The organism is Bacillus sp. 7884-1 (genome assembly GCF_002272245.1).
GTDB lineage: Bacteria > Bacillota > Bacilli > Bacillales > Cytobacillaceae > Neobacillus.
On the sequence record NZ_NPDD01000193.1, the window covers coordinates 20161 to 42798 of the forward strand.

At 40.1% G+C, this 22638-nt stretch carries 34 protein-coding genes; all 34 read right to left on the minus strand.

Features of this window, described 5'->3' with window-relative positions; genetic code table 11:
• Positions 1-4: 4 nt before the first annotated feature.
• On the minus strand, positions 5-949 hold the full coding sequence (locus CHI06_RS21380) for a DNA-directed RNA polymerase subunit alpha (RefSeq protein ID WP_045516506.1): 945 nt from the start codon (positions 947-949) through the stop codon (positions 5-7).
• Positions 950-1125: 176 nt separating this feature from the next.
• A complete protein-coding gene (gene rpsK / locus CHI06_RS21385) occupies positions 1126-1515 on the minus strand; it encodes a 30S ribosomal protein S11 (protein WP_066072366.1) in 390 nt (129 codons plus the stop codon).
• Between the two features lie 21 nt (positions 1516-1536).
• Positions 1537-1902 carry a 30S ribosomal protein S13 gene (rpsM, locus tag CHI06_RS21390; RefSeq protein WP_090767670.1) on the minus strand — a complete coding sequence of 122 codons (366 nt, stop codon included), beginning with the start codon at positions 1900-1902 and terminating at the stop codon, positions 1537-1539.
• Between the two features lie 23 nt (positions 1903-1925).
• Complete coding sequence (gene rpmJ, locus CHI06_RS21395; protein ID WP_000868344.1) at positions 1926-2039, minus strand: 50S ribosomal protein L36; 114 nt, start codon at positions 2037-2039, stop codon at positions 1926-1928.
• A 36-nt stretch (positions 2040-2075) separates the two neighbouring features.
• Positions 2076-2294, minus strand: a complete 219-nt coding sequence (gene infA / locus CHI06_RS21400) for a translation initiation factor IF-1 (RefSeq protein ID WP_007085268.1) — start codon at positions 2292-2294, stop codon at positions 2076-2078.
• A 281-nt stretch (positions 2295-2575) separates the two neighbouring features.
• Complete coding sequence (locus tag CHI06_RS21405) at positions 2576-3226, minus strand: adenylate kinase (protein ID WP_095250612.1); 651 nt, start codon at positions 3224-3226, stop codon at positions 2576-2578.
• Between the two features lie 57 nt (positions 3227-3283).
• A complete protein-coding gene (gene secY, locus CHI06_RS21410) occupies positions 3284-4582 on the minus strand; it encodes a preprotein translocase subunit SecY (protein WP_095250613.1) in 1299 nt (432 codons plus the stop codon).
• Positions 4582-5022 carry a 50S ribosomal protein L15 gene (gene rplO, locus CHI06_RS21415; protein ID WP_095250614.1) on the minus strand — a complete coding sequence of 147 codons (441 nt, stop codon included), beginning with the start codon at positions 5020-5022 and terminating at the stop codon, positions 4582-4584. Before rplO ends, secY begins: the two co-directional genes overlap by 1 nt.
• A 32-nt stretch (positions 5023-5054) precedes the next feature.
• Positions 5055-5237 carry a 50S ribosomal protein L30 gene (gene rpmD / locus CHI06_RS21420; protein WP_034676120.1) on the minus strand — a complete coding sequence of 61 codons (183 nt, stop codon included), beginning with the start codon at positions 5235-5237 and terminating at the stop codon, positions 5055-5057.
• A gap of 13 nt (positions 5238-5250) precedes the next feature.
• Positions 5251-5751, minus strand: a complete 501-nt coding sequence (gene rpsE, locus CHI06_RS21425; protein ID WP_082799596.1) for a 30S ribosomal protein S5 — start codon at positions 5749-5751, stop codon at positions 5251-5253.
• 25 nt (positions 5752-5776) lie between these two features.
• A complete protein-coding gene (gene rplR, locus CHI06_RS21430; RefSeq protein ID WP_095250615.1) occupies positions 5777-6139 on the minus strand; it encodes a 50S ribosomal protein L18 in 363 nt (120 codons plus the stop codon).
• 32 nt (positions 6140-6171) lie between these two features.
• Entirely contained in the window at positions 6172-6708 is a 537-nt protein-coding gene (gene rplF, locus CHI06_RS21435; RefSeq protein ID WP_034676111.1) for a 50S ribosomal protein L6, read from the minus strand.
• 31 nt (positions 6709-6739) lie between these two features.
• Positions 6740-7138, minus strand: coding sequence for a 30S ribosomal protein S8 (gene rpsH / locus CHI06_RS21440; protein ID WP_034676109.1), 399 nt, complete (start codon positions 7136-7138; stop codon positions 6740-6742).
• A 29-nt stretch (positions 7139-7167) separates the two neighbouring features.
• The gene (locus CHI06_RS21445; protein WP_009791316.1) at positions 7168-7353 is read right to left on the minus strand and encodes a type Z 30S ribosomal protein S14; all 186 of its coding nucleotides are present in this window, start codon (positions 7351-7353) and stop codon (positions 7168-7170) included.
• A 24-nt stretch (positions 7354-7377) separates the two neighbouring features.
• The gene (rplE, locus tag CHI06_RS21450; RefSeq protein ID WP_095250616.1) at positions 7378-7917 is read right to left on the minus strand and encodes a 50S ribosomal protein L5; all 540 of its coding nucleotides are present in this window, start codon (positions 7915-7917) and stop codon (positions 7378-7380) included.
• A gap of 28 nt (positions 7918-7945) precedes the next feature.
• Entirely contained in the window at positions 7946-8254 is a 309-nt protein-coding gene (gene rplX, locus CHI06_RS21455; RefSeq protein ID WP_095250617.1) for a 50S ribosomal protein L24, read from the minus strand.
• A gap of 35 nt (positions 8255-8289) precedes the next feature.
• Positions 8290-8658 (minus strand): 50S ribosomal protein L14, encoded by a 369-nt coding sequence (gene rplN / locus CHI06_RS21460; protein WP_034676100.1) that lies wholly within the window; start codon positions 8656-8658, stop codon positions 8290-8292.
• A 40-nt stretch (positions 8659-8698) separates the two neighbouring features.
• Positions 8699-8962 carry a 30S ribosomal protein S17 gene (gene rpsQ, locus CHI06_RS21465; RefSeq protein ID WP_034676097.1) on the minus strand — a complete coding sequence of 88 codons (264 nt, stop codon included), beginning with the start codon at positions 8960-8962 and terminating at the stop codon, positions 8699-8701.
• A 23-nt stretch (positions 8963-8985) separates the two neighbouring features.
• Positions 8986-9186: a 50S ribosomal protein L29 gene (gene rpmC / locus CHI06_RS21470; protein ID WP_034676094.1), complete on the minus strand. Its 201-nt coding sequence runs from the start codon at positions 9184-9186 to the stop codon at positions 8986-8988.
• Positions 9176-9610, minus strand: a complete 435-nt coding sequence (gene rplP / locus CHI06_RS21475; RefSeq protein ID WP_045516533.1) for a 50S ribosomal protein L16 — start codon at positions 9608-9610, stop codon at positions 9176-9178. Before rplP ends, rpmC begins: the two co-directional genes overlap by 11 nt.
• Before the next feature lies 1 nt (position 9611).
• Entirely contained in the window at positions 9612-10268 is a 657-nt protein-coding gene (rpsC, locus tag CHI06_RS21480) for a 30S ribosomal protein S3 (RefSeq protein ID WP_095250618.1), read from the minus strand.
• Positions 10269-10271: 3 nt separating this feature from the next.
• A complete protein-coding gene (gene rplV, locus CHI06_RS21485) occupies positions 10272-10613 on the minus strand; it encodes a 50S ribosomal protein L22 (protein ID WP_095250619.1) in 342 nt (113 codons plus the stop codon).
• A gap of 17 nt (positions 10614-10630) precedes the next feature.
• Entirely contained in the window at positions 10631-10909 is a 279-nt protein-coding gene (gene rpsS / locus CHI06_RS21490) for a 30S ribosomal protein S19 (protein ID WP_095250620.1), read from the minus strand.
• Between the two features lie 60 nt (positions 10910-10969).
• Positions 10970-11800: a 50S ribosomal protein L2 gene (rplB, locus tag CHI06_RS21495; protein ID WP_095250621.1), complete on the minus strand. Its 831-nt coding sequence runs from the start codon at positions 11798-11800 to the stop codon at positions 10970-10972.
• Positions 11801-11830: 30 nt separating this feature from the next.
• A complete protein-coding gene (gene rplW, locus CHI06_RS21500) occupies positions 11831-12118 on the minus strand; it encodes a 50S ribosomal protein L23 (RefSeq protein WP_174524435.1) in 288 nt (95 codons plus the stop codon).
• Positions 12115-12738 (minus strand): 50S ribosomal protein L4, encoded by a 624-nt coding sequence (gene rplD, locus CHI06_RS21505; RefSeq protein WP_095250622.1) that lies wholly within the window; start codon positions 12736-12738, stop codon positions 12115-12117. Before rplD ends, rplW begins: the two co-directional genes overlap by 4 nt.
• Before the next feature lie 29 nt (positions 12739-12767).
• The gene (gene rplC, locus CHI06_RS21510) at positions 12768-13394 is read right to left on the minus strand and encodes a 50S ribosomal protein L3 (protein WP_095250623.1); all 627 of its coding nucleotides are present in this window, start codon (positions 13392-13394) and stop codon (positions 12768-12770) included.
• A gap of 40 nt (positions 13395-13434) precedes the next feature.
• Positions 13435-13743: a 30S ribosomal protein S10 gene (gene rpsJ / locus CHI06_RS21515; protein ID WP_066094693.1), complete on the minus strand. Its 309-nt coding sequence runs from the start codon at positions 13741-13743 to the stop codon at positions 13435-13437.
• 387 nt (positions 13744-14130) lie between these two features.
• The gene (gene tuf, locus CHI06_RS21520) at positions 14131-15318 is read right to left on the minus strand and encodes an elongation factor Tu (protein WP_095250624.1); all 1188 of its coding nucleotides are present in this window, start codon (positions 15316-15318) and stop codon (positions 14131-14133) included.
• 128 nt (positions 15319-15446) lie between these two features.
• Positions 15447-17528 carry an elongation factor G gene (gene fusA / locus CHI06_RS21525; RefSeq protein WP_095250625.1) on the minus strand — a complete coding sequence of 694 codons (2082 nt, stop codon included), beginning with the start codon at positions 17526-17528 and terminating at the stop codon, positions 15447-15449.
• A 47-nt stretch (positions 17529-17575) separates the two neighbouring features.
• On the minus strand, positions 17576-18046 hold the full coding sequence (gene rpsG, locus CHI06_RS21530; RefSeq protein ID WP_095250626.1) for a 30S ribosomal protein S7: 471 nt from the start codon (positions 18044-18046) through the stop codon (positions 17576-17578).
• Between the two features lie 42 nt (positions 18047-18088).
• On the minus strand, positions 18089-18511 hold the full coding sequence (gene rpsL / locus CHI06_RS21535) for a 30S ribosomal protein S12 (protein WP_026574083.1): 423 nt from the start codon (positions 18509-18511) through the stop codon (positions 18089-18091).
• Positions 18512-18614: 103 nt separating this feature from the next.
• Entirely contained in the window at positions 18615-18863 is a 249-nt protein-coding gene (locus CHI06_RS21540; protein WP_095250627.1) for a 50S ribosomal protein L7ae-like protein, read from the minus strand.
• 168 nt (positions 18864-19031) lie between these two features.
• Positions 19032-22631 (minus strand): DNA-directed RNA polymerase subunit beta', encoded by a 3600-nt coding sequence (gene rpoC, locus CHI06_RS21545; RefSeq protein WP_095250628.1) that lies wholly within the window; start codon positions 22629-22631, stop codon positions 19032-19034.
• Positions 22632-22638 lie beyond the last annotated feature (7 nt).

Consider the following 22638-nt stretch of genomic DNA (forward strand, 5'->3'; position numbering starts at 1 on the left):
CTAATCAGTCATCCTTACGTAAGCCTAATCCAAGCTCTTCTAGTTTCGCCTTCACTTCTTCAAGTGATTTGCGGCCTAAGTTACGAACTTTCATCATATCTTCTTCAGTCTTATTAGCTAATTCCTGAACAGTGTTGATTCCAGCACGCTTTAAGCAGTTATATGAACGAACTGATAAATCTAGTTCTTCGATCGTCATTTCAAGGACTTTTTCTTTCTGATCCTCTTCTTTTTCGATCATAATCTCAGCATTTTGCGCTTCGTCAGTTAAACCAACAAAAATATTTAAATGCTCGGTTAAAATTTTCGAACCAAGAGCTATAGCTTCCTTTGGCCCTGTGCTTCCATCTGTCCAAACATCAAGCGTTAGCTTATCATAGTTTGTCATTTGACCCACACGAGTATTTTCTATCTGATAGGACACACGAGAGACTGGTGTGAAAATAGAATCAATTGGAATGACACCAATTGGCTGATCCTCACGCTTATTTTGCTCAGCAGGTGTATAACCACGGCCTCGCTTAGCAGTTAAACGCATGCGAAGATGACCACTTGAAGCCAATGTAGCAATATGAAGATCAGGATTTAAGATTTCAACATCGCTATCATGAGTAATGTTTCCAGCTTTAACAGGACCTTCACCCTGAACATCAATCTCAAGAGTTTTCTCTTCATCAGAGTAGATTTTTAAAGCTAATTTTTTAATGTTTAAAATGATGGATGTTACATCCTCTACGACGCCTTCAATTGTTGAGAACTCATGAAGTACCCCATCGACCTGAATCGATGTAACAGCGGCACCTGGGAGTGAAGATAATAGGATACGACGTAAGGAGTTACCCAAAGTGGTACCATATCCACGCTCAAGTGGTTCTACGACGAACTTCCCGTACTTGGCATCATCGTTGATCTCAACCGTTTCGATTTTTGGTTTTTCTATTTCGATCATCAAATAACCCTCCTTCAAAACGTCGAAACCTCGATTAGTAAATTATCTAATCGAAATTCCCCCATGTATACGTTCCCGTTTTGTGCACAACAACTGGAATAAATCTTCTGTATGGACTACAAAATTTTAGTATCATATCCCATTATTGACAGGGATACAAATTCTATACAGAAAAATTAAACACGACGGCGTTTTGGTGGACGGCATCCGTTATGAGGAACAGGAGTAACGTCTTTAATTGCAGTTACTTCAAGACCTGCAGCTTGCAGCGCACGAATAGCAGCCTCACGACCAGCACCTGGTCCTTTAACTGTAACTTCTAGAGTTTTCATACCGTGTTCGATAGATGTCTTAGCAGCTGTTTCAGCAGCCATTTGAGCCGCGAATGGAGTAGATTTACGAGAACCTCTAAATCCAAGCGCACCAGCACTAGACCAAGAAATAGCATTACCATGAACATCAGTAATTGTTACGATTGTATTGTTAAATGTTGAACGGATATGTGCAATCCCTTGTTCAATATTCTTTTTAACACGACGTTTACGTGTATTAGTTTTACGTGCCATTTAAATAACCTCCTTTGCCGATTACTTCTTCTTGTTCGCAACAGTCTTACGAGGACCTTTGCGTGTACGAGCGTTGTTTTTCGTGTTTTGTCCACGAACCGGTAAACCACGACGATGACGTAATCCGCGGTAGCAGCCAATCTCCATTAAACGCTTAATGTTAAGAGAAATTTCACGGCGAAGGTCACCTTCAACTTTTAATTTGTCGATGATATCACGGATTTTGTTTAGTTCGTCTTCAGTTAAATCACGCACTCGAGTATCTTCAGAAACACCTGCATCTGCTAATACTTTTTGTGCAGTATTTTTACCAATACCATAAATGTAAGTTAAAGAGATAACTACACGTTTTTCACGTGGAATATCTACACCAGCAATACGTGCCATAAATGAGCGCACCTCCTTCAAGATTAACCTTGTTTTTGTTTATGTTTAGGGTTTTCACAGATAACCATGACTTTACCGCGTCTACGGATAACTTTGCACTTTTCGCAGATCGGTTTAACAGATGGTCTTACTTTCATTATCCTAACCTCCTTAGTAATACGGAGTGCAAGCAATTATTTAAAGCGGTAAGTAATTCTTCCGCGTGTTAAGTCATATGGAGAAAGCTCGACAGTAACTTTGTCACCCGGAAGGATGCGAATGAAGTGCATTCGGATTTTACCAGAAACATGAGCTAGCACGGTATGACCATTTTCTAATTCTACCTTAAACATTGCATTTGGCAAAGTTTCAATTACTTTACCTTCAATTTCAATTACATCATCTTTGGCCATTAATTCGTCTCCCTTCTCATTTCAACTATTACATTCGAAAATGCAAAGCAAATACTTTTCTTTCGTACAAAACATTAGCAACCTTTTAATATTAACATAATGTTCTTCTTCTGTCCGCAAGTAAATTCTACATTAAATGGAATAACAATTTCCACATGTAAGTCTTGCCCAACTCTCGGTCCTACATACTCAGTACAATAGAAAAGCCATTTACATCCACATACTTTTGAACTTTATTGAAGAGATGTTCGAGAGTCGACCTACGATTAAACTAATGGCCATTAACGTAAGTCCCTAAGCAATTGCTCAATATCAGCAAAAACTTTATTAATGTCCTGCTGTCCATCAATTGTGCGAAGGTAACCTTTTGTTTCATAGAAAGTAAGTAATGGTTCTTGTTGTTTGATATTGACGTCTAATCGATTTTGAACAGTTTCAGCATTATCATCTGCACGTTGGTAGAGTTCTCCACCACATTTATCGCAAACTCCCTCGCTTGTTGGAGGATTAAATACTAAATGATACGTTGATCCGCATTCTTTACAAATACGACGACCTGTCAGACGATCCATTAAAATACTTCTATCAACATTTATATTAATTACATAATCAATCTTTTTTTCTAAATCGGATAATAGACTTTCCAATGCTTCTGCTTGAGGTACCGTTCTAGGAAAGCCATCAAGTAAAAAACCATTTTTACAGTCATCTTTACTTAACCGTTCACGAACAATGCCGATTGTTACTTCATCAGGAACAAGTGCGCCTTTGTCCATGTAAGACTTAGCTTCTAAACCTAGTTCTGTTCCTTCTTTCATCGCTGCACGGAACATATCTCCTGTAGAGATATGAGGGATGCCGTATTGTTCTACGATTTGTTCGGCTTGAGTACCTTTTCCGGCACCTGGAAGCCCCATTAATACTAAATTCACACGTGTTCCCCCTCGTGCTATTTATGGGTTTTAGGGAACACAAGTCCCCAAAACCTTTTATTTAATAAAGCCTTTATAATGACGTTTAACTAGCTGCGCTTCAAGCTGTTTCATCGTATCAAGTGCAACACCGACAACGATTAAAAGACTAGTTCCACCAATTTGAGCTGATTGCGGTAAATTCGCCACATTAATAAAAATGATTGGCAAAATTGCAATTACGGTTAAGAAAAGCGCACCCACAAAAGTTAAACGATATAAGACGCGTGTTAAATATTCCTGTGTACTCCTGCCCGGTCTAATACCTGGGATATAACCGCTTTGTTTTTGTAAGTTTTCTGCAGCCTGTTCAGGATTAACCTGAATGAAAGCATAAAAGTACGTAAAGGCAATAATCAGTGCAGCATAAAGAGTCATCCCAATCGGATGGGAATAATCAAATACTCTTGTAATCCAAAGGGTTACATCATTCGTAGGAAAGAATGAAGCTATGGTTCTTGGAGTTACAATAAATGATACTGCAAAGATTACAGGAATTACACCAGCAGCATTAACTTTTAACGGCATATGAGTGGATTGTTGTGAACCTGCATTACGTCCGTTTATAGACCGTTGTTTAGCATACTGAATTGGAATTTTTCTAATTGCTTGTTGAATGAAAATAGTACCTACAACAATCGCTATTACAGCTATGAGAATTAACACAACCGTAATAATACGGAGGAATAACTGCTCACCAGCATTTTCAAACTGCTGTACATAGATCTGATTAACGGTATTTGGAATACTTGCAACGATACCTGCAAAGATAATGATGGAAATACCATTCCCAACACCCTTCTCGGTAATTTGCTCACCTAACCACATTAGAAATGCAGTACCAGCAGTCAATACAACTGCAATTAATAAGTAAGTACCAATTCCAGGATTTTTGATCAATTGTCCACCCGCCATACTATTAAAGCCGTAGGACATACCTAAAGCTTGAATAAAGCCAAGAACAATTGTGAAATATCGAGTAAACTGAGCTAACTTACGACGACCAGAATCTCCCTGCTTTGACCATTCCGTAAATTTCGGAACTACATCCATTTGTAAAAGCTGAATAATAATGGAAGCAGTGATGTAAGGCATAATACCCATAGCAAGAATGGAGAAGTTTTGCAACGCCCCACCGCCAAAGGTATTTAAGATTCCAAATACACTTAATTTATCTTGTGCTGCCAAAATTTCAGCATTTACATTAGGAACAGGAATAAAACTGCCTAGTCGAAATACGATTAACATTAAAAGAGTGAAAACAATTTTTCTTCTAATTTCAGCCACGCGCATAAAATTGGAGATTGACTGGAACATTAGATCACCTCAGTTGTTCCACCTACAGCTTCAATTGCTTCTTTGGCGGTAGAGGAGAATTTATGAGCTTTAACAGTAAGTTTTTTCTCTACGTTCCCTTTTGCAAGAATCTTAATTCCTGCTTTTTCGTTCTTAACAACACCAGTTTCAATTAGAAGTTCTGGAGTAACTTCTGTACCCTCTTCAAACTGATTAAGAACATCAAGGTTTACAATTGCATATTCTTTACGACTGATATTAGTAAAACCACGTTTTGGCAAACGACGGAATAAAGGTGTTTGACCACCCTCGAATCCAAGACGGACACCACCGCCGGAACGAGCATTTTGACCTTTATGACCTTTACCAGCAGTCTTACCTTGACCAGAACCGATACCGCGTCCTAAACGTTTACGTTCTTTACGAGAACCCTCAGCAGGCTTTAGTTCATGAAGTTTCATATTGGCACCTCCTTATGAAAGAAAACAATCTATTATTGTTCTTTTACTGTTACAAGGTGAGCAACTTTTGTAATCATACCGCGAATTGCAGCATTATCCTGGTGCTCAACTGTTTGATTTAATTTACGTAAACCTAAAGCAGTAACTGTTGCGCGTTGGTCTTCAGGACGACCAATTACGCTGCGGTTGAGGGTAATTAATAGTTTGTTTGCCATTTGATTTCCCTCCTTATCCTAGCAGTTCTTCTACTGATTTACCACGTAACTTGGCTACGTCTTCAGCACGTTTTAATTGTTTTAGACCATCAATCGTTGCACGTACCATATTAATTGGAGTGTTAGTTCCTAGAGATTTAGAAAGGATATCTCCTACCCCGCCTAATTCTAGAACAGCACGAACTGGACCGCCAGCGATAACTCCTGTACCTTCAGAAGCAGGCTTTAGAAGAATTTCACCAGCACCAAAACGTCCAATAACTTGGTGAGGAACAGTAGTTCCAACCATTGGCACTTCGATTAAGTTCTTCTTAGCATCTTCGATTGCTTTACGAATCGCATCTGGTACTTCTTGAGCTTTACCAGTACCGAAACCAACATGACCGTTTTTATCTCCAACTACTACTAGAGCAGTGAAGCGAAAACGACGACCACCCTTAACAACTTTCGCTACACGGTTAACCGTTACAACGCGTTCTTCTAGTTCAAGTTTGTTTGGATCAATACGACGTATCATTTATGTGTCCCTCCTTTGTCTATTAAAATTGTAAGCCGTTTTCACGGGCTGCATCAGCTAGTGCTTGGATACGGCCATGGTAAAGGTATCCTCCACGGTCAAAGACAACAGCAGTGATACCTTTTTCTACCGCACGTTTAGCGACTAATTCTCCGACCAACTTAGCTGCATCAACATTGCTTGTAGATTCAAGGTTAAGATCCTTTTCCATAGTAGAAGCACTTGCTAATGTAACTCCACTCATGTCATCGATTAATTGAGCATATAGATGCTTGTTAGAACGAAACACATTTAGACGTGGACGAGCTGCAGTACCGCTAAGTTTCGCACGAACACGAGCATGTCTCTTCTTGCGACTAGCATTTTTGTCAAGCTTCGTAATCATTTACGTCACTCCTTTCGTTTACCTATGCGGCATTACTTACCTGTTTTACCTTCTTTACGACGAACAAATTCGCCTTCGTAACGAATTCCTTTGCCTTTATAAGGCTCTGGAGGACGAACTTGACGAATATTGGCTGCTAATGCGCCAACACGTTCTTTGTCAGTACCTTTAATCGTAATCTTTGTATTAGCTGGTACCTCTACTTCAAGACCACTTTCAGGTTCAATCTCAACTGGGTGAGAATATCCAACGTTTAATACAAGCTTGTTACCTTGCTTTTGAGCACGGTAACCAACCCCGATTAGTTCTAATTTTCTTTCAAAGCCCTTGGAAACACCTTCAACCATGTTCGCGATTAAAGCACGAGTTGTACCGTGCAATGCGCGGTGTTCTTTCACATCAGTTGGACGAGTGATTGTAACTAGGTTTTCTTCGATTTTAATTTCGATATCTGGATTAAAAGAGCGAGTAAGTTCGCCTTTTGGTCCTTTAACAGTAACGGTACTATTATTTAAAGTAACCGTAACTCCTGCAGGGATTTCAATAGGTTTTTTTCCTACGCGAGACATTAAGTGCACCTCCATTCATTCAGAAACTCTTTTACCAAACGTAAGCTAATACTTCTCCGCCCACTTGTTTTGCACGAGCTTCTTTATCAGTTATAACACCATTTGAAGTTGATACTAGTGCGATACCAAGACCGTTAAGGACACGTGGCACCTCAGTAGATTTTGCATAAACTCTAAGTCCAGGCTTGCTTATGCGCTTAAGACCAGTGATAACACGTTCGTTATTTGAACCGTACTTTAAGAAAATACGGATGATACCTTGTTTATTGTCTTCAATAAATTCGACGTCACGAACGAAACCTTCGCGCTTTAAGATTTCAGCGATTTCTTTTTTAATATTAGAAGCAGGCACTTCTAACTTTTCGTGACGCACCATGTTCGCATTACGAATGCGAGTAAGCATATCAGCAATTGGATCTGTCATGACCATTATTTTTACCTCCTTCCCAGACTTGGGTTTTACCAGCTAGCTTTTTTGACACCAGGAATTTGTCCTTTGTATGCTAATTCACGGAAACAAATACGGCAAAGCTTAAATTTACGGTATACAGAGTGTGGACGACCGCAACGTTCACAGCGTGTGTACTCTTGAACCGGGTATTTAGGCGTGCGTTTTTGTTTCGCAATCATTGACTTTTTAGCCACGTTTTCGCCTCCCTTATTTAGCGATTACTTTTGGAATGGCATTCCAAATTGTGTTAACAGTTCACGTGCTTCTTCATCAGTATTAGCAGTGGTTACGATAACGATATCCATACCACGTACTTTGCTAACTTTATCGTAATCAATTTCAGGGAAGATTAATTGTTCTTTAACACCCAGCGTATAATTACCACGACCATCGAATGCTTTCTTAGAAACACCACGGAAGTCACGAACACGAGGTAAAGAAACAGAAACTAATTTATCCAAGAATTGATACATACGCTCACCGCGAAGTGTAACTTTTGCACCGATTGGCATACCTTCACGAAGACGGAAGCCAGCGATTGATTTCTTAGCACGAGTTACTACAGGCTTTTGTCCTGTAATTGTTGCTAGTTCTTCAACAGCATTATCTAAAGCTTTAGCGTTTGCTACTGCATCACCAACACCCATGTTAATAACAATTTTATCAAGTTGAGGAACTTGCATTACTGATTTATAGTTGAACTTGCTCATAAGAGCAGGAGTAACTTCTTTTACAAACTTTTCTTTTAGGCGGCTCACTTATTGTACCTCCCTTCTAAAATTTAGACTATTTATCTAATACTTCACCGGATTTTGCTACGCGTACTTTTTTGCCATCAACCGTTGTATATCCTACACGAGTTGGATTACTAGTTTTAGGGTCGATAGGCATAACGTTTGATACATGAATTGGTGCCTCAAAGCTCATAATTCCGCCTTGTGGATTCACTTGTGAAGGTTTAGCGTGTTTTTTAACAATGTTTACACCTTCTACTAGTACACGGCTATCTTTAGGATAGGCTGCTAGGATTACTCCTGTTTTGCCCTTATCCTTACCGGAGATAACTCTTACTTTGTCACCTTTTTTAACATGCATTCGTAAGCACCTCCTTAAAGGCAATTGAATTTAAATTATAGTACTTCTGGAGCCAAGGAAACGATTTTCATAAAGTTGTTATCGCGAAGTTCGCGGGCAACTGGTCCGAAGATACGAGTTCCACGTGGGCTCTTATCATCCTTGATAATTACACATGCGTTTTCATCGAAACGAATGTATGATCCATCAGGTCGACGAGCACCGCTTTTCGTACGAACGATAACGGCTTTTACAACGTCACCCTTTTTAACAACGCCACCAGGTGTTGCTTGTTTCACTGTACATACGATAACATCACCGATACCCGCAGTTTTACGGCCAGAACCACCAAGAACTTTAATGGTAAGTACCTCACGAGCACCAGAGTTATCAGCAACTTTTAAACGTGATTCTTGTTGAATCATGTGTGTAACCTCCCTTCGGAATGATGCTTAATCCGAACAATTAAATAATAACTGCTTTTTCTGTAACTTCAACTAAACGGAAACGTTTAGTAGCTGAAAGCGGACGAGTTTCCATGATACGTACGATATCGCCGATTTTTGCTTCATTTTGCTCATCATGAGCTTTAAACTTTTTAGAGTACTTAACGCGTTTACCGTAAAGAGGATGCTTTTTGTAAGTTTCGACTAAAACAGTAATAGTTTTATCCATTTTGTCAGAAACAACGCGTCCAGTGTAAACTTTGCGTTGGTTACGTTCACTCATTATGTGAACCTCCTCTCGGGTTTTTACTTGTTAACGCTGATTTCTCTCTCACGAATCACAGTTTTCATACGAGCAATCGCTTTGCGTACTTCACGAATGCGAGCTGTATTTTCAAGTTGGCCAGTCGCTAATTGGAAGCGAAGGTTGAAAAGCTCTTCTTTTAAAGATTTAACTTTTTGTTCAATTTCGGCAGTGGTAAGGTCTTTAATTTCATTAGCTCTCATTTGATTCACCACCAATTTCTTCACGTTTTACAAACTTACATTTGATTGGAAGTTTGTGCATAGCAAGACGTAGTGCCTCACGTGCTACTTCTTCAGAAACACCAGCGATTTCAAACATTACTTTACCTGGTTTAACGACAGCTACCCAACCTTCAGGTGCCCCTTTACCAGAACCCATCCGCACCTCAAGAGGTTTCGCAGTATAAGGCTTATGTGGGAAGATTTTAATCCAAACTTTACCGCCACGTTTCATGTAACGAGTCATTGCAATACGGGCAGCTTCGATTTGGCGGTTTGTGATCCAAGAAGCTTCAGTTGCTTGTAAGCCGAATTCACCAAATGTTACTTCAGTGCCACCTTTTGCGTTACCACGCATTTTTCCACGGTGTTGACGGCGATATTTAACGCGTTTTGGCAATAACATATTATTTGCCTCCTTCCGCAGGTTTCTTCTTAGTAGGAAGGACTTCTCCCTTATAGATCCATACTTTTACGCCAAGCTTACCAAAAGTAGTATCAGCTTCAGCATGAGCATAGTCGATATCAGCGCGAAGAGTATGAAGTGGAACAGTTCCTTCGCTATAGTGTTCTGAACGAGCAATATCTGCCCCGCCAAGACGACCTGACACCATTGTTTTAATACCTTTTGCTCCTGCACGCATAGCACGTTGAATTACTTGTTTTTGTGCACGACGGAAGGATACACGATTTTCTAATTGACGAGCAATATTTTCAGCAACTAATTTCGCATCAAGGTCAGCTCTTTTGATTTCAAGAATGTTGATGTGAACACGTTTGCCAGTTAATTGATTTAAAGCTTTACGAAGTGCTTCAACTTCAGTACCGCCCTTACCGATAACCATTCCTGGCTTAGCAGTATGAACTGTTACATTCACACGATTAGCAGCACGTTCGATTTCAACTTTAGATACAGAAGCATCCTTCAAACGCTTCGTGATGTACTCACGAATTTTAAGGTCTTCGTGTAAAAGATCAGCGAAGTCTTTACCTGCGTACCACTTAGATTCCCAATCTTTGATGATACCGATACGCAAACCGACTGGATTTACTTTTTGACCCACAGATTATCCCTCCTTCTTTTCTGATAGAACGATTGTGATGTGGCTAGTGCGTTTATTAATCTGGCTAGCACGGCCCATTGCGCGAGGACGGAAACGTTTCAACGTTGGTCCTTCATCAACAAAAGCTTGAGTTACAACCAAGCTATTAATGTCCATTTCATAATTGTGCTCGGCATTTGCCATAGCGGATTTTAATACTTTTTCAACGATTGGAGAAGCAAACTTTGGAGTATGATTTAAAATCGACACCGCTTCACCAACTTGCTTTCCTCGAATTAGATCTACGACTAAACGTGCTTTACGAGGAGCAATACGAACTGTTCTTGCAACAGCTTTAGCTTGCATTTGGATGCCCTCCTCTCTTAACGTCTGGTTTTCTTATCATCATTACCATGGCCTTTGTAAGCACGAGTTGGAGCAAATTCTCCAAGCTTATGTCCTACCATGTCTTCAGTAACATATACAGGCACATGTTTACGACCATCATAAACAGCGATTGTGTGGCCAATAAATTGTGGGAAGATCGTAGAACGACGTGACCAAGTTTTTACAACTTGCTTACTTTCAGTTTCATTTAACTTTTCGATCTTAACCATTAAATGATCATCAACAAATGGTCCTTTTTTAAGGCTGCGACCCATGGATGAACCTCCCTTCGTGATTGTTCTACGGCTCGTTCTTTGAACCGTAGCTCAACCCCGTTATTTTTTACGACGACGTACAATGAACTTGTCAGATTTATTCTTTTTCTTACGAGTTTTGAATCCAAGAGTTGGTTTACCCCATGGAGACATTGGTGACTTACGTCCGATTGGTGAACGTCCTTCACCACCACCGTGTGGGTGATCGTTAGGGTTCATTACAGATCCACGTACTGTTGGGCGTTTGCCTAACCAGCGTGAGCGTCCTGCTTTACCAATGTTAATAAGTTCGTGTTGTTCGTTACCTACTTGACCGATAGTTGCACGGCACTCAGCAAGAATCATTCGAACTTCACCAGAATTTAAACGTACAAGTACGTATTTACCTTCTTTACCTAATACCTGTGCAGATGTACCAGCAGAACGAACCAATTGGCCGCCTTTACCAGGTTTTAATTCGATGTTGTGTACCACAGTACCAACAGGGATATTTACTAACGGTAATGCATTACCTACTTTAATATCTGCCTCTGGGCCAGACATAACTTCCATACCTACTACTAGGTTTTTAGGAGCTATGATATAACGCTTTTCACCATCTACATAATTGATTAATGCAATATTTGCGGAACGGTTAGGATCGTACTCGATTGTGGCAACGCGTCCAGGAATGCCATCTTTGTTACGTTTGAAATCAATGATACGGTATGAACGCTTATGGCCGCCACCTTGATGACGAACAGTTAACTTACCTTGGTTATTACGGCCGCCTTTTCTCTTTAATGGAGCTAATAGAGATTTCTCTGGTGTGCTAGTTGTGATTTCAGCGAAATCAGAAACTGTCATACCGCGACGACCATTAGAGGTAGGTTTGTACTTTTTAATCGCCATTTTATTCCCTCCTCTTCTTGTTAGTTTTTATTATGCTTCAAAGAATTCGATTTCTTTGCTATCAGCAGTTAGTTTTACAATTGCTTTACGACGTTTGTTTGTGTAACCACCGAATTTACCCATGCGCTTGAATTTACCTTTATAGTTCATGATGTTAACTTTTTCAACTTCTACGCCAAAGATTTCAACAATCGCATCTTTAACTTGAGTTTTGTTAGCTCTCACATCAACTTCAAACGTATATTTCTTTTCAGCCATAAGGTCAGTAGAACGTTCAGTGATAACGGGGCGCTTAATGATATCGCGTGCATCCATTATGCAAGCACCTCCTCTACTTTTTCAACTGCAGCTTTCGTCATGATTAATTTATCATGATTTACAACATCAAGAACATTGATTCCATCAGCTGTTACAACTGTTACACCAGGAATATTACGAGCAGAAAGTGCTACATTTTCATCTAGGTCAGCAGTAACGATAAGTGCTTTCTTCTCAACAGAAAGACCACCTAATACTGTTTTGAAATCTTTTGTTTTTGGAGCATCGAAAGCAAGGCTTTCTAATACTAATACATTCTCTTCTAACACTTTAGAAGAAAGTGCAGATTTAATTGCTAAGCGACGTACCTTTTTAGGTAATTTGTAGCTGTAGCTGCGTGGTGTTGGACCGAATACAGTACCACCTCCGCGCCATTGTGGAGAACGGATAGACCCTTGACGAGCACGACCTGTTCCTTTTTGACGCCATGGTTTACGTCCACCGCCTCGTACTTCAGAACGAACTTTTACTTTATGAGTTCCTTGACGTAAAGAAGCTCTTTGCATAACAATCGCTTCAAATAACACGTGTTGGTTAGGTTCGATACCAAATACTGAATCATTAAGTTCGATTTCACCAACCTGAGATCCGCTTTGGTTAAATAATGAAACTTTAGGCATTCTTTTGCTCCTCCTTTCTTATGAAGATATTACGCTTTTACCGCACTTTTAATCTTTAATAATGCTTTTTTAGGTCCAGGAACGTTTCCTTTAATTAATAGTAAGTTACGCTCAACATCAACCTTAACGATTTCAAGATTTTGAACAGTAATTTGCTCTCCACCCATGCGACCAGGTAATAACTTACCTTTAAATACACGGTTTGGAGCTACAGGTCCCATTGAACCAGGACGACGGTGATAACGTGAACCGTGAGCCATTGGGCCGCGTGATTGTCCGTGACGTTTGATTACGCCTTGGAAACCTTTACCCTTTGAGATTCCTGTTACATCTACTACATCGCCAGCAGCGAAAATATCAACTTTGACTTCTTGACCAACTTCATATCCTGTTACGTCAACTCCGCTGAATTCGCGAATGAAGCGCTTAGGAGCAGTGTTTGCTTTAGCAACATGTCCTTTTTCTGGTTTGTTAGCTAACTTTTCACGTTTGTCTTCAAAACCAACTTGTAAAGCAACATAACCGTCGCTTTCAACTGATTTCTTTTGAAGAACTACGTTTTGAGCAGCTTCTACTACAGTAACAGGAATTAAGTTGCCGTTTTCTGCAAATACTTGAGTCATACCAATCTTTCTTCCTAAGATTCCTTTGGTCATTTAAGTCACACCTCCTAGATTATTTGTTTATTTATTTTTACTAAAGTTTAATTTCAATATCAACACCGGATGGTAAATCTAAACGCATCAACGCATCAACAGTTTGTGGTGTTGGGTTAACGATATCGATTAGACGCTTATGTGTCCGTTGTTCGAATTGCTCACGAGAATCCTTGTACTTATGAACCGCACGAAGAATGGTATAAATTGTTTTTTCAGTCGGAAGTGGAATCGGACCAGAAACGGCTGCACCAGAACGCTTTGCTGTTTCAACGATTTTTTCTGCAGACTGATCAAGAATTCTGTGATCATAAGCTTTTAAACGGATACGAATCTTTTGTTTTGCCATTATTTTCCCTCCTTTATTCGCCTATTTTCAAAATAGACATTCTCAGTGAAAATTTCCCACACACTCGCCATGGCAAAGCGGCCGGGTGTGTCAGCAACCTTTCACATCATCGCAGTCAAAGACCAACATTGTCTATTATACATAAAACATTAGGCAAACGCAACAATTTTTTATAATTTCTTTTTGGTTACGTTTAGCACACTTTTATTATTATAGCGACCAGTCTATACAATTACAATAGAAAAAGTCATTCTCCAAAAATAACCTATAATAACGCTTTATTAATCGAAAGTTCGCAAAACTATTTATATAGAAGAAACACGTTTTAGCATAAAAAAAAGCAACCGGATCGTCATCCGGCTGCTTTTTATATAACTGATTTTTTAATTATTCAGTGATAGTAGTGATTGAACCTGAACCTACAGTACGTCCGCCTTCACGGATAGAGAACTTTGTACCTTCTTCGATTGCTACTGGAGCAATAAGTTCAACGATCATTTCGATGTGGTCGCCAGGCATAACCATTTCTACGCCTTCTGGAAGATTACAAATACCAGTAATATCAGAAGTACGGAAATAGAATTGTGGACGGTAGTTAGTGAAGAATGGAGTGTGACGTCCACCTTCTTCTTTTGATAATACATAAACTTGTGCTTTAAACTTTGTGTGTGGAGTGATTGATTTCGGCTTAGCCAATACTTGACCACGTTCGATATCTTCACGAGCTACACCACGTAGTAATGCACCAATGTTGTCCCCAGCTTCAGCGAAATCAAGAAGCTTACGGAACATTTCTACACCTGTTACAGTAGTAGATTTTGGTTCTTCAGTGAAACCTACGATTTCAACTACATCCCCAACTTTAACTACTCCACGCTCTACACGGCCAGTAGCAACTGTTCCACGGCCAGTGATTGAGAATACATCCTCAACAGGCATCATGAAAGGTTTGTCAGTGTCACGAGTTGGTGTTGGAATCCACTCATCAACAGCAGTCATAAGTTCATAGATTTTTTCTTCCCAAGCAGCTTCGCCTTCTAATGCTTTAAGAGCAGAACCTTTGATAACTGGAGTGTCATCGCCAGGGAAATCGTATTCAGATAATAAATCACGAATTTCCATTTCTACTAATTCAAGAAGTTCCTCGTCATCAACCATATCACACTTGTTCATGAACACAACAAGGTAAGGTACACCTACTTGGCGAGAAAGAAGAATGTGCTCACGAGTTTGTGGCATTGGACCATCAGTTGCAGAAACAACTAGGATACCGCCGTCCATTTGAGCCGCACCAGTGATCATGTTTTTAACATAGTCAGCGTGTCCTGGGCAGTCTACGTGTGCGTAGTGACGAGCATCAGTTTCATACTCAACGTGTGCAGTTGAGATTGTGATTCCACGCTCTTTTTCTTCTGGAGCTCCATCAATTTGATCATATGCACGAGCTTCTGCTTTACCAGTTTTAGCAAGTACAGAAGTGATTGCAGCAGTTAAAGTTGTTTTACCGTGGTCAACGTGACCAATTGTACCAATGTTAACGTGTGGCTTTGAACGGTCGAATTTAGCTTTACCCATTAGGATAATCCTCCTTTAATATTAAAAAAGTTAAGTATATTTTATGGAAACTGTAAACAGGGTTGTCCCAATTCTACAGTTTCCATGGTTACATAAGTAGTTATACTTTATTAAATGGTGAAAATCAATTATTCACCTTTATTTTTTTTGATAATTTCTTCAGAAACTGATTTTGGAACTTCTTCATAGTGATCAAAGTGCATAGAGAATACTCCACGACCTTGTGTACTAGAACGAAGTGCTGTTGCATAACCGAACATTTCTGAAAGTGGAACCTGTGAACGTACAACTTGTGCGTTACCACGAGCTTCCATACCTTCAACACGTCCGCGTCGTGCAGTGATTTGTCCCATGATATCACCTAAGTACTCTTCAGGGATTACAACTTCAACCCTCATCATAGGCTCTAGGATAACAGGCTTACACTTTGAAGCAGCATTTTTAAGAGCCATAGATGCGGCAATCTTAAATGCCATTTCAGAGGAGTCAACATCATGGTAAGAACCATCGAATAATCTAGCTTTAATATCAACTAAAGGATATCCAGCAAGAACTCCACGATTCAAGGAATCTTCTAGACCAGCTTGAACTGCAGGGATGTATTCACGAGGAACAACACCACCAACAATACCGTTAACAAATTCGAAGCCTTTACCTTCATCATTTGGTGAGAATTCAATCCAAACGTGTCCGTATTGTCCACGACCACCAGATTGGCGTGCGAACTTACCTTCTACTTGTGCTGATTCACGGAATGTTTCACGGTAGGCAACTTGTGGAGCACCTACGTTAGCTTCTACTTTGAATTCACGACGCATACGATCTACTAAGATATCAAGGTGAAGTTCTCCCATTCCGGCAATGATAACCTGTCCAGTTTCCTGATCAGTATGTGCACGGAAGGTTGGATCTTCTTCTTGTAGCTTTTGCAATGCTGTTGTCATTTTATCTTGGTCAGCTTTTGATTTTGGTTCAACAGAAAGTTGAATTACTGGTTCAGGGAAGTTCATTGACTCAAGAATAACAAGGTTCTTATCATCACAAAGCGTATCACCAGTAGTTGTATCTTTCAAACCTACAGCTGCAGCAATGTCACCCGCGAATACTTTCGAGATTTCTTGACGGCTGTTTGCATGCATTTGCAGGATACGTCCAACCCGTTCACGTTTTCCTTTAGTAGAGTTCTGAACATAAGATCCAGATTCTAAAGTACCAGAGTAAACACGGAAGAACGTTAATTTACCAACATAAGGGTCTGTCATAACTTTAAATGCAAGAGCTGAAAACGGCTCTTCATCACTTGAATGACGTTCAAGGACTTCTTCTTCATCATCCGGAGCATGACCCTTGATTGCAGGAACATCTAATGGAGATGGAAGATAATCAATAACAGCATCTAACATTAACTGAACACCTTTGTTTTTGAAAGCAGATCCACAAATAACAGGGTAGAATTCTACATTAACAGTACCTTTACGAATAGCTGCTTTTAGCTCTTCTTTAGTGATTTCTTCACCACCAAGGTATTTTTCAGTTAACTCTTCATCTAGTTCTGCTACTGCTTCAACTAACTTTTCACGCCACTCTTCAGCTAGAGGAAGATACTCTTCAGGAATCTCACGTACTTCAATATCAGTACCTAAGTCATTACTGTAGAACACTGCATTCATTTCTACAAGATCAATGATTGCAGAGAACTCATCTTCAGCACCGATAGGCAACTGAATTGGGTGTGCATTTGCTTGCAAACGGTCATGAATTGTTCTAACAGAATACAAGAAATCTGCACCAATTTTGTCCATTTTGTTTACAAATACTACACGTGGTACACCGTAAGTTGTTGCTTGACGCCAAACTGTTTCAGTTTGAGGTTCAACACCTGACTGTGCATCAAGTACAGCTACCGCTCCATCAAGTACACGTAGGGAACGTTCAACTTCAACTGTGAAGTCTACGTGTCCCGGAGTGTCGATGATGTTTACGCGGTGGCCTTTCCACGCTGCAGTTGTTGCTGCGGAAGTAATTGTGATTCCGCGTTCTTGTTCTTGCTCCATCCAGTCCATCTGAGAAGCGCCCTCATGTGTTTCACCGATTTTATGAATCTTACCAGTGTAATAAAGGACACGCTCAGTGGTCGTCGTTTTACCAGCATCAATGTGTGCCATGATACCGATATTACGAGTGTTTGCTAAGGAGAACTCTCTTGCCATGGGTCTTTCTCCTTTCTAGTGTGAAAGTTTTTATGATAAAGGTAATTCTACCAACGATAGTGAGCAAACGCTTTGTTTGCTTCTGCCATTTTGTGTGTATCTTCACGCTTTTTAACAGATGCTCCAGTGTTGTTAGCTGCATCCATGATTTCGTTAGCTAAACGTTCTTCCATCGTTTTTTCTCCGCGAAGACGCGCATAGTTAACTAACCAGCGAAGACCAAGAGTTGTACGTCGATCAGGGCGTACCTCTACTGGTACTTGGTAGTTAGCTCCACCTACTCGGCGTGCTTTTACCTCAAGTACTGGCATGATATTCTTCATAGCTGCTTCGAAAATTTCCATTGGTTCTTTACCAGAACGTTCGCGGATTGTTTCGAATGCAGAGTAAAGAATTTCTTGTGATTTACCTCTTTTACCGTCAACCATCATTTTGTTGATTAGACGAGTAACTAATTTTGAATTGTAAAGTGGATCTGGTAACACGTCTCTTTTTGCTACAGGACCTTTACGTGGCATTTAATTTCCTCCTTTCAAACAGGCTTTCTATTTATACTGATATTACTTCTTAGCTGCTTTTGGTCTCTTAGTACCATATTTAGAACGACCTTGCATACGGTTGTTAACACCAGCCGTATCAAGAGCACCACGTACGATGTGATAACGTACACCTGGTAAGTCTTTTACACGTCCTCCACGAATAAGAACAACACTGTGTTCTTGGAGATTGTGACCAATACCAGGAATGTATGCTGTCACCTCAATACCGTTTGTCAAACGTACACGAGCATATTTACGTAACGCTGAGTTCGGTTTCTTTGGAGTCATTGTACCAACACGAGTACATACTCCTCGTTTTTGTGGTGAAGATACATTAGTTTGTGATTTTTTGAAGCTATTGTAACCTTTGTTTAGCGCAGGAGACTTCGACTTTTCAGTAATTGCTTGACGAGGCTTGCGCACTAATTGGTTAATAGTTGGCATGTTAATTTTCCTCCCTTCATTATTTGTAAGCCCACACATCCAGGTGGTTCATTTTTGTGCAAAAACAAAGTTTTTGCAGATCATCTATCTACAAAAACAGTTTTTAACGGATAATTACTACAGTTGAAGCACCAACTTCTATTCCACATGCTTTCCCGAGTTTTTTCATCGAGTCAACATAGATAATTGGGATGTTCACTTCTTGAGCTAGTTTCACTACCGCAGCTGTTACTTTCGCTTCAGCGTCACTCGCAATGATCAGCTCACATGCTGTTCCATCCTTCAGTGCTTTTACTGTTTGTTTTGTTCCTATAACAATCTTAGTTGCCTGGTATACTTTTTCATAAGACATTTATCATATCCTCCAAAGTATCAGGTGAATAGGAGCACCTTTGATATATTACCATCTTCTAAAATAGTTGTCAACAGTTGTTACGAATTTTTATTTCAGAGTGGAAATGTGGATATTCTTTAAAACGCGGTACTCACTCACTTGGCGAGTACCGCATAATGTTAACTTTTAATCAATTGTTACAGTTTCTTCAGAAGTCGTGTCCCTTAAAACAGGCTCTGCTTTACGGTAGCGCTGCATTCCTGTTCCTGCTGGAACAAGCTTACCGATGATAACATTTTCCTTTAAGCCTAGCAATTCATCGCGCTTGCCTTTAATTGCAGCATCAGTAAGAACTCTTGTTGTTTCTTGGAAGGATGCGGCAGACAAGAATGAATCTGTTTCAAGCGACGCTTTCGTAATACCGAGTAATACTGGACGACCTGTAGCAGGTAATTTTCCGGCTAACAATGCTTTTTCGTTTGCATCTGTGAATTGGTGGATATCTAAAAGAGTACCTGGAAGTACATCTGTTTCACCCGCATCACTTACGCGAACCTTACGCATCATTTGACGAACCATTACTTCTACGTGCTTATCGCCAATTTCAACACCCTGCATACGGTAAACCTTTTGAACTTCGCGTAACAGATATTCTTGAACAGCATTAACGTCTTTTACCTTGATTAACTCTTTAGGGTCAATAGAACCTTCTGTTAATTCCTGACCTATGACAATTGGATCATTAACTGCTACTTTCAAGCGTGCTGTATATGGAGCATTATAAGTACGTGATTCAATCTCACCTTGAACAATAATTTCATGCTGGCGATCACGACCTTCATTAATTCCAACAACCACACCATCAATTTCAGAAATAACCGCAACCCCTTTTGGATTACGCGCTTCAAATATTTCTTGAATACGTGGTAAACCTTGAGTGATATCGTCTCCTGCAACACCGCCAGTATGGAATGTACGCATTGTTAACTGTGTACCAGGTTCACCAATTGATTGGGCAGCAATGATTCCAACTGCTTCCCCAACTTCAACTTCTTGACCTGTAGCCAAGTTCCGGCCATAACACTTCTTACATACACCATGACGGGTATTACATGTAAAGGCAGAGCGAATTTTAACTTCTTCAATTCCAGCTCCCACGATTATTTCAGAAAGGTCCTCAGTGATAAGTCCATTTTCAGGAACTAGCACTTCCTTCGTTTCAGGATGTCTAATTGGGTTACGAGCATAACGCCCAATTAAGCGTTCATCCAATCCCTCGATAACTTCGGTACCATCTTTCAATGAACGGATTAATAAACCACGATCAGTTCCACAATCATCTTCACGGACAATAACATCTTGTGCTACGTCAACGAGACGACGTGTTAAGTAACCAGAGTCAGCCGTTTTCAAGGCAGTATCAGCAAGACCTTTACGAGCACCGTGTGTAGAAATAAAGTATTCTAAAACGGTCAGACCTTCACGGAAACTTGACTTGATTGGTAACTCAATGATACGTCCAGCCGGGTTGGCCATCAATCCACGCATACCCGCAAGCTGCGTAAAGTTAGATGCGTTACCACGGGCTCCGGAATCACTCATCATGAAAATTGGATTCGTTTTATTCAAGGACTTCATCAGTTTTCCTTGAATAGTGTCCTTCGCAGCACTCCATATAGCAATAACGCGATCATAACGTTCGTCTTCAGTTATTAAACCGCGACGGAACTGCTTCATAACGTTATCTACTTTACTTTGTGCCTCGTGAAGAATTTCTTGCTTTTCCGGTAATACGACGATATCAGCAACACCGACGGTAATACCTGCTTTTGTAGAGTATTTAAATCCTAAGTCCTTCATACGGTCTAGCATTTTAGACGTTTCAGTAATTTTGAATCGCTTAAATACTTCGGCAATGATATTACCAAGGATTTTCTTCTTGAACGGATCCACTAATGGCATTTCTTTAATTCTAGCTCTAACATCTTCACCTTTTTCAACAAAGTAATTTGCTGGGGTTTCAACCTCTAAGTTTTGTCTAGTAGGTTCATTGATATACGGGAAAGATTTAGGAAGAATTTCATTAAATATAAGTTTACCAACCGTTGTAATCAGTAATTTATTATTTTGTTCTTCTGTCAAAGTTTCATTTCCTAATGAACCAGCATGGACTGCGACACGAGTGTGTAGGTGAACATAGCCATTTTGATATGCAACTAACGCTTCATTGGTATCTTTAAAAATCATACCCTCTCCGACAACACCTTCTCTTTCAAGAGTTAGATAATAGTTACCTAGTACCATATCCTGTGAAGGTGTAACAACCGGCTTACCATCTTTAGGGTTCAAAATGTTTTGGGCAGCGAGCATTAAAAGTCTAGCTTCTGCTTGCGCTTCAGATGAAAGTGGAACGTGAACAGCCATTTGGTCACCGTCAAAGTCCGCGTTGTATGCAGTACATACAAGAGGATGAAGGCGAATCGCTCTTCCTTCAACTAGTGTTGGTTCAAATGCCTGAATCCCTAATCTATGAAGTGTTGGGGCACGGTTTAATAAAACTGGGTGCTCACGGATAACATCTTCAAGGACATCCCAAACCTCAGGAGAAACTCTTTCAATCTTACGCTTAGCAGATTTAATATTATGGGCTAAACCTTTTTCTACTAGTTCCTTCATAACGAATGGCTTAAATAATTCAAGAGCCATTTCTTTTGGTAGACCGCATTGGTACATTTTTAAGTTTGGACCAACAACGATAACGGAACGACCAGAGTAGTCAACACGTTTACCCAGTAAGTTTTGACGGAAACGACCTTGCTTTCCTTTTAACATATGGGAAAGTGACTTTAATGGACGGTTACCTGGGCCTGTTACCGGACGGCCGCGACGACCATTATCAATGAGTGCATCTACTGCCTCTTGAAGCATCCGCTTCTCGTTTTGAACGATAATGCTTGGTGCACCAAGATCCAACAATCGCTTTAATCGATTATTCCGATTAATTACTCGACGGTATAAATCGTTTAAATCAGATGTAGCGAACCTTCCTCCATCCAACTGTACCATTGGACGAAGTTCTGGAGGAATAACAGGAAGAACATCAAGAATCATCCATGATGGTTCATTTCCAGAGTTACGGAATGCTTCCAACACTTCAAGGCGTTTAATCGCACGAGTACGACGCTGACCTTGGGCTGTTTTTAGTTCTTCTTTTAACGCGTCAACTTCTTTATTTAAATCGATATCAGATAGAAGCTTTTTAATTGCCTCAGCACCCATAGCAGCTTGGAATTTATTTCCGTACTTTTCACGGTATGCACGATATTCTTTTTCTGATAACAGTTGTTTCTTATCAAGAGCTGTATCTCCAGATTCAGTTACAACATAAGAAGCAAAATAAATAATTTCTTCTAATGCCCTTGGAGACATATCTAAAACTAGTCCCATTCGGCTAGGGATTCCTTTAAAGTACCAAATATGAGAGACAGGAGCTGCAAGCTCAATATGACCCATACGTTCACGACGAACCTTCGCTCTTGTTACTTCAACACCACATCGGTCACACACTACACCTTTGTAACGGACACGTTTATATTTTCCACAGTGACATTCCCAGTCCTTTGTAGGACCAAAAATCCTCTCACAGAATAAACCATCCTTTTCAGGCTTCAATGTACGATAGTTAATGGTTTCTGGCTTTTTTACTTCTCCAAAAGACCATGAACGGATTTTATCTGGTGATGCCAGACCAATCTTCATATACTCAAAATTATTAACATCCAGCAAGGGGCCT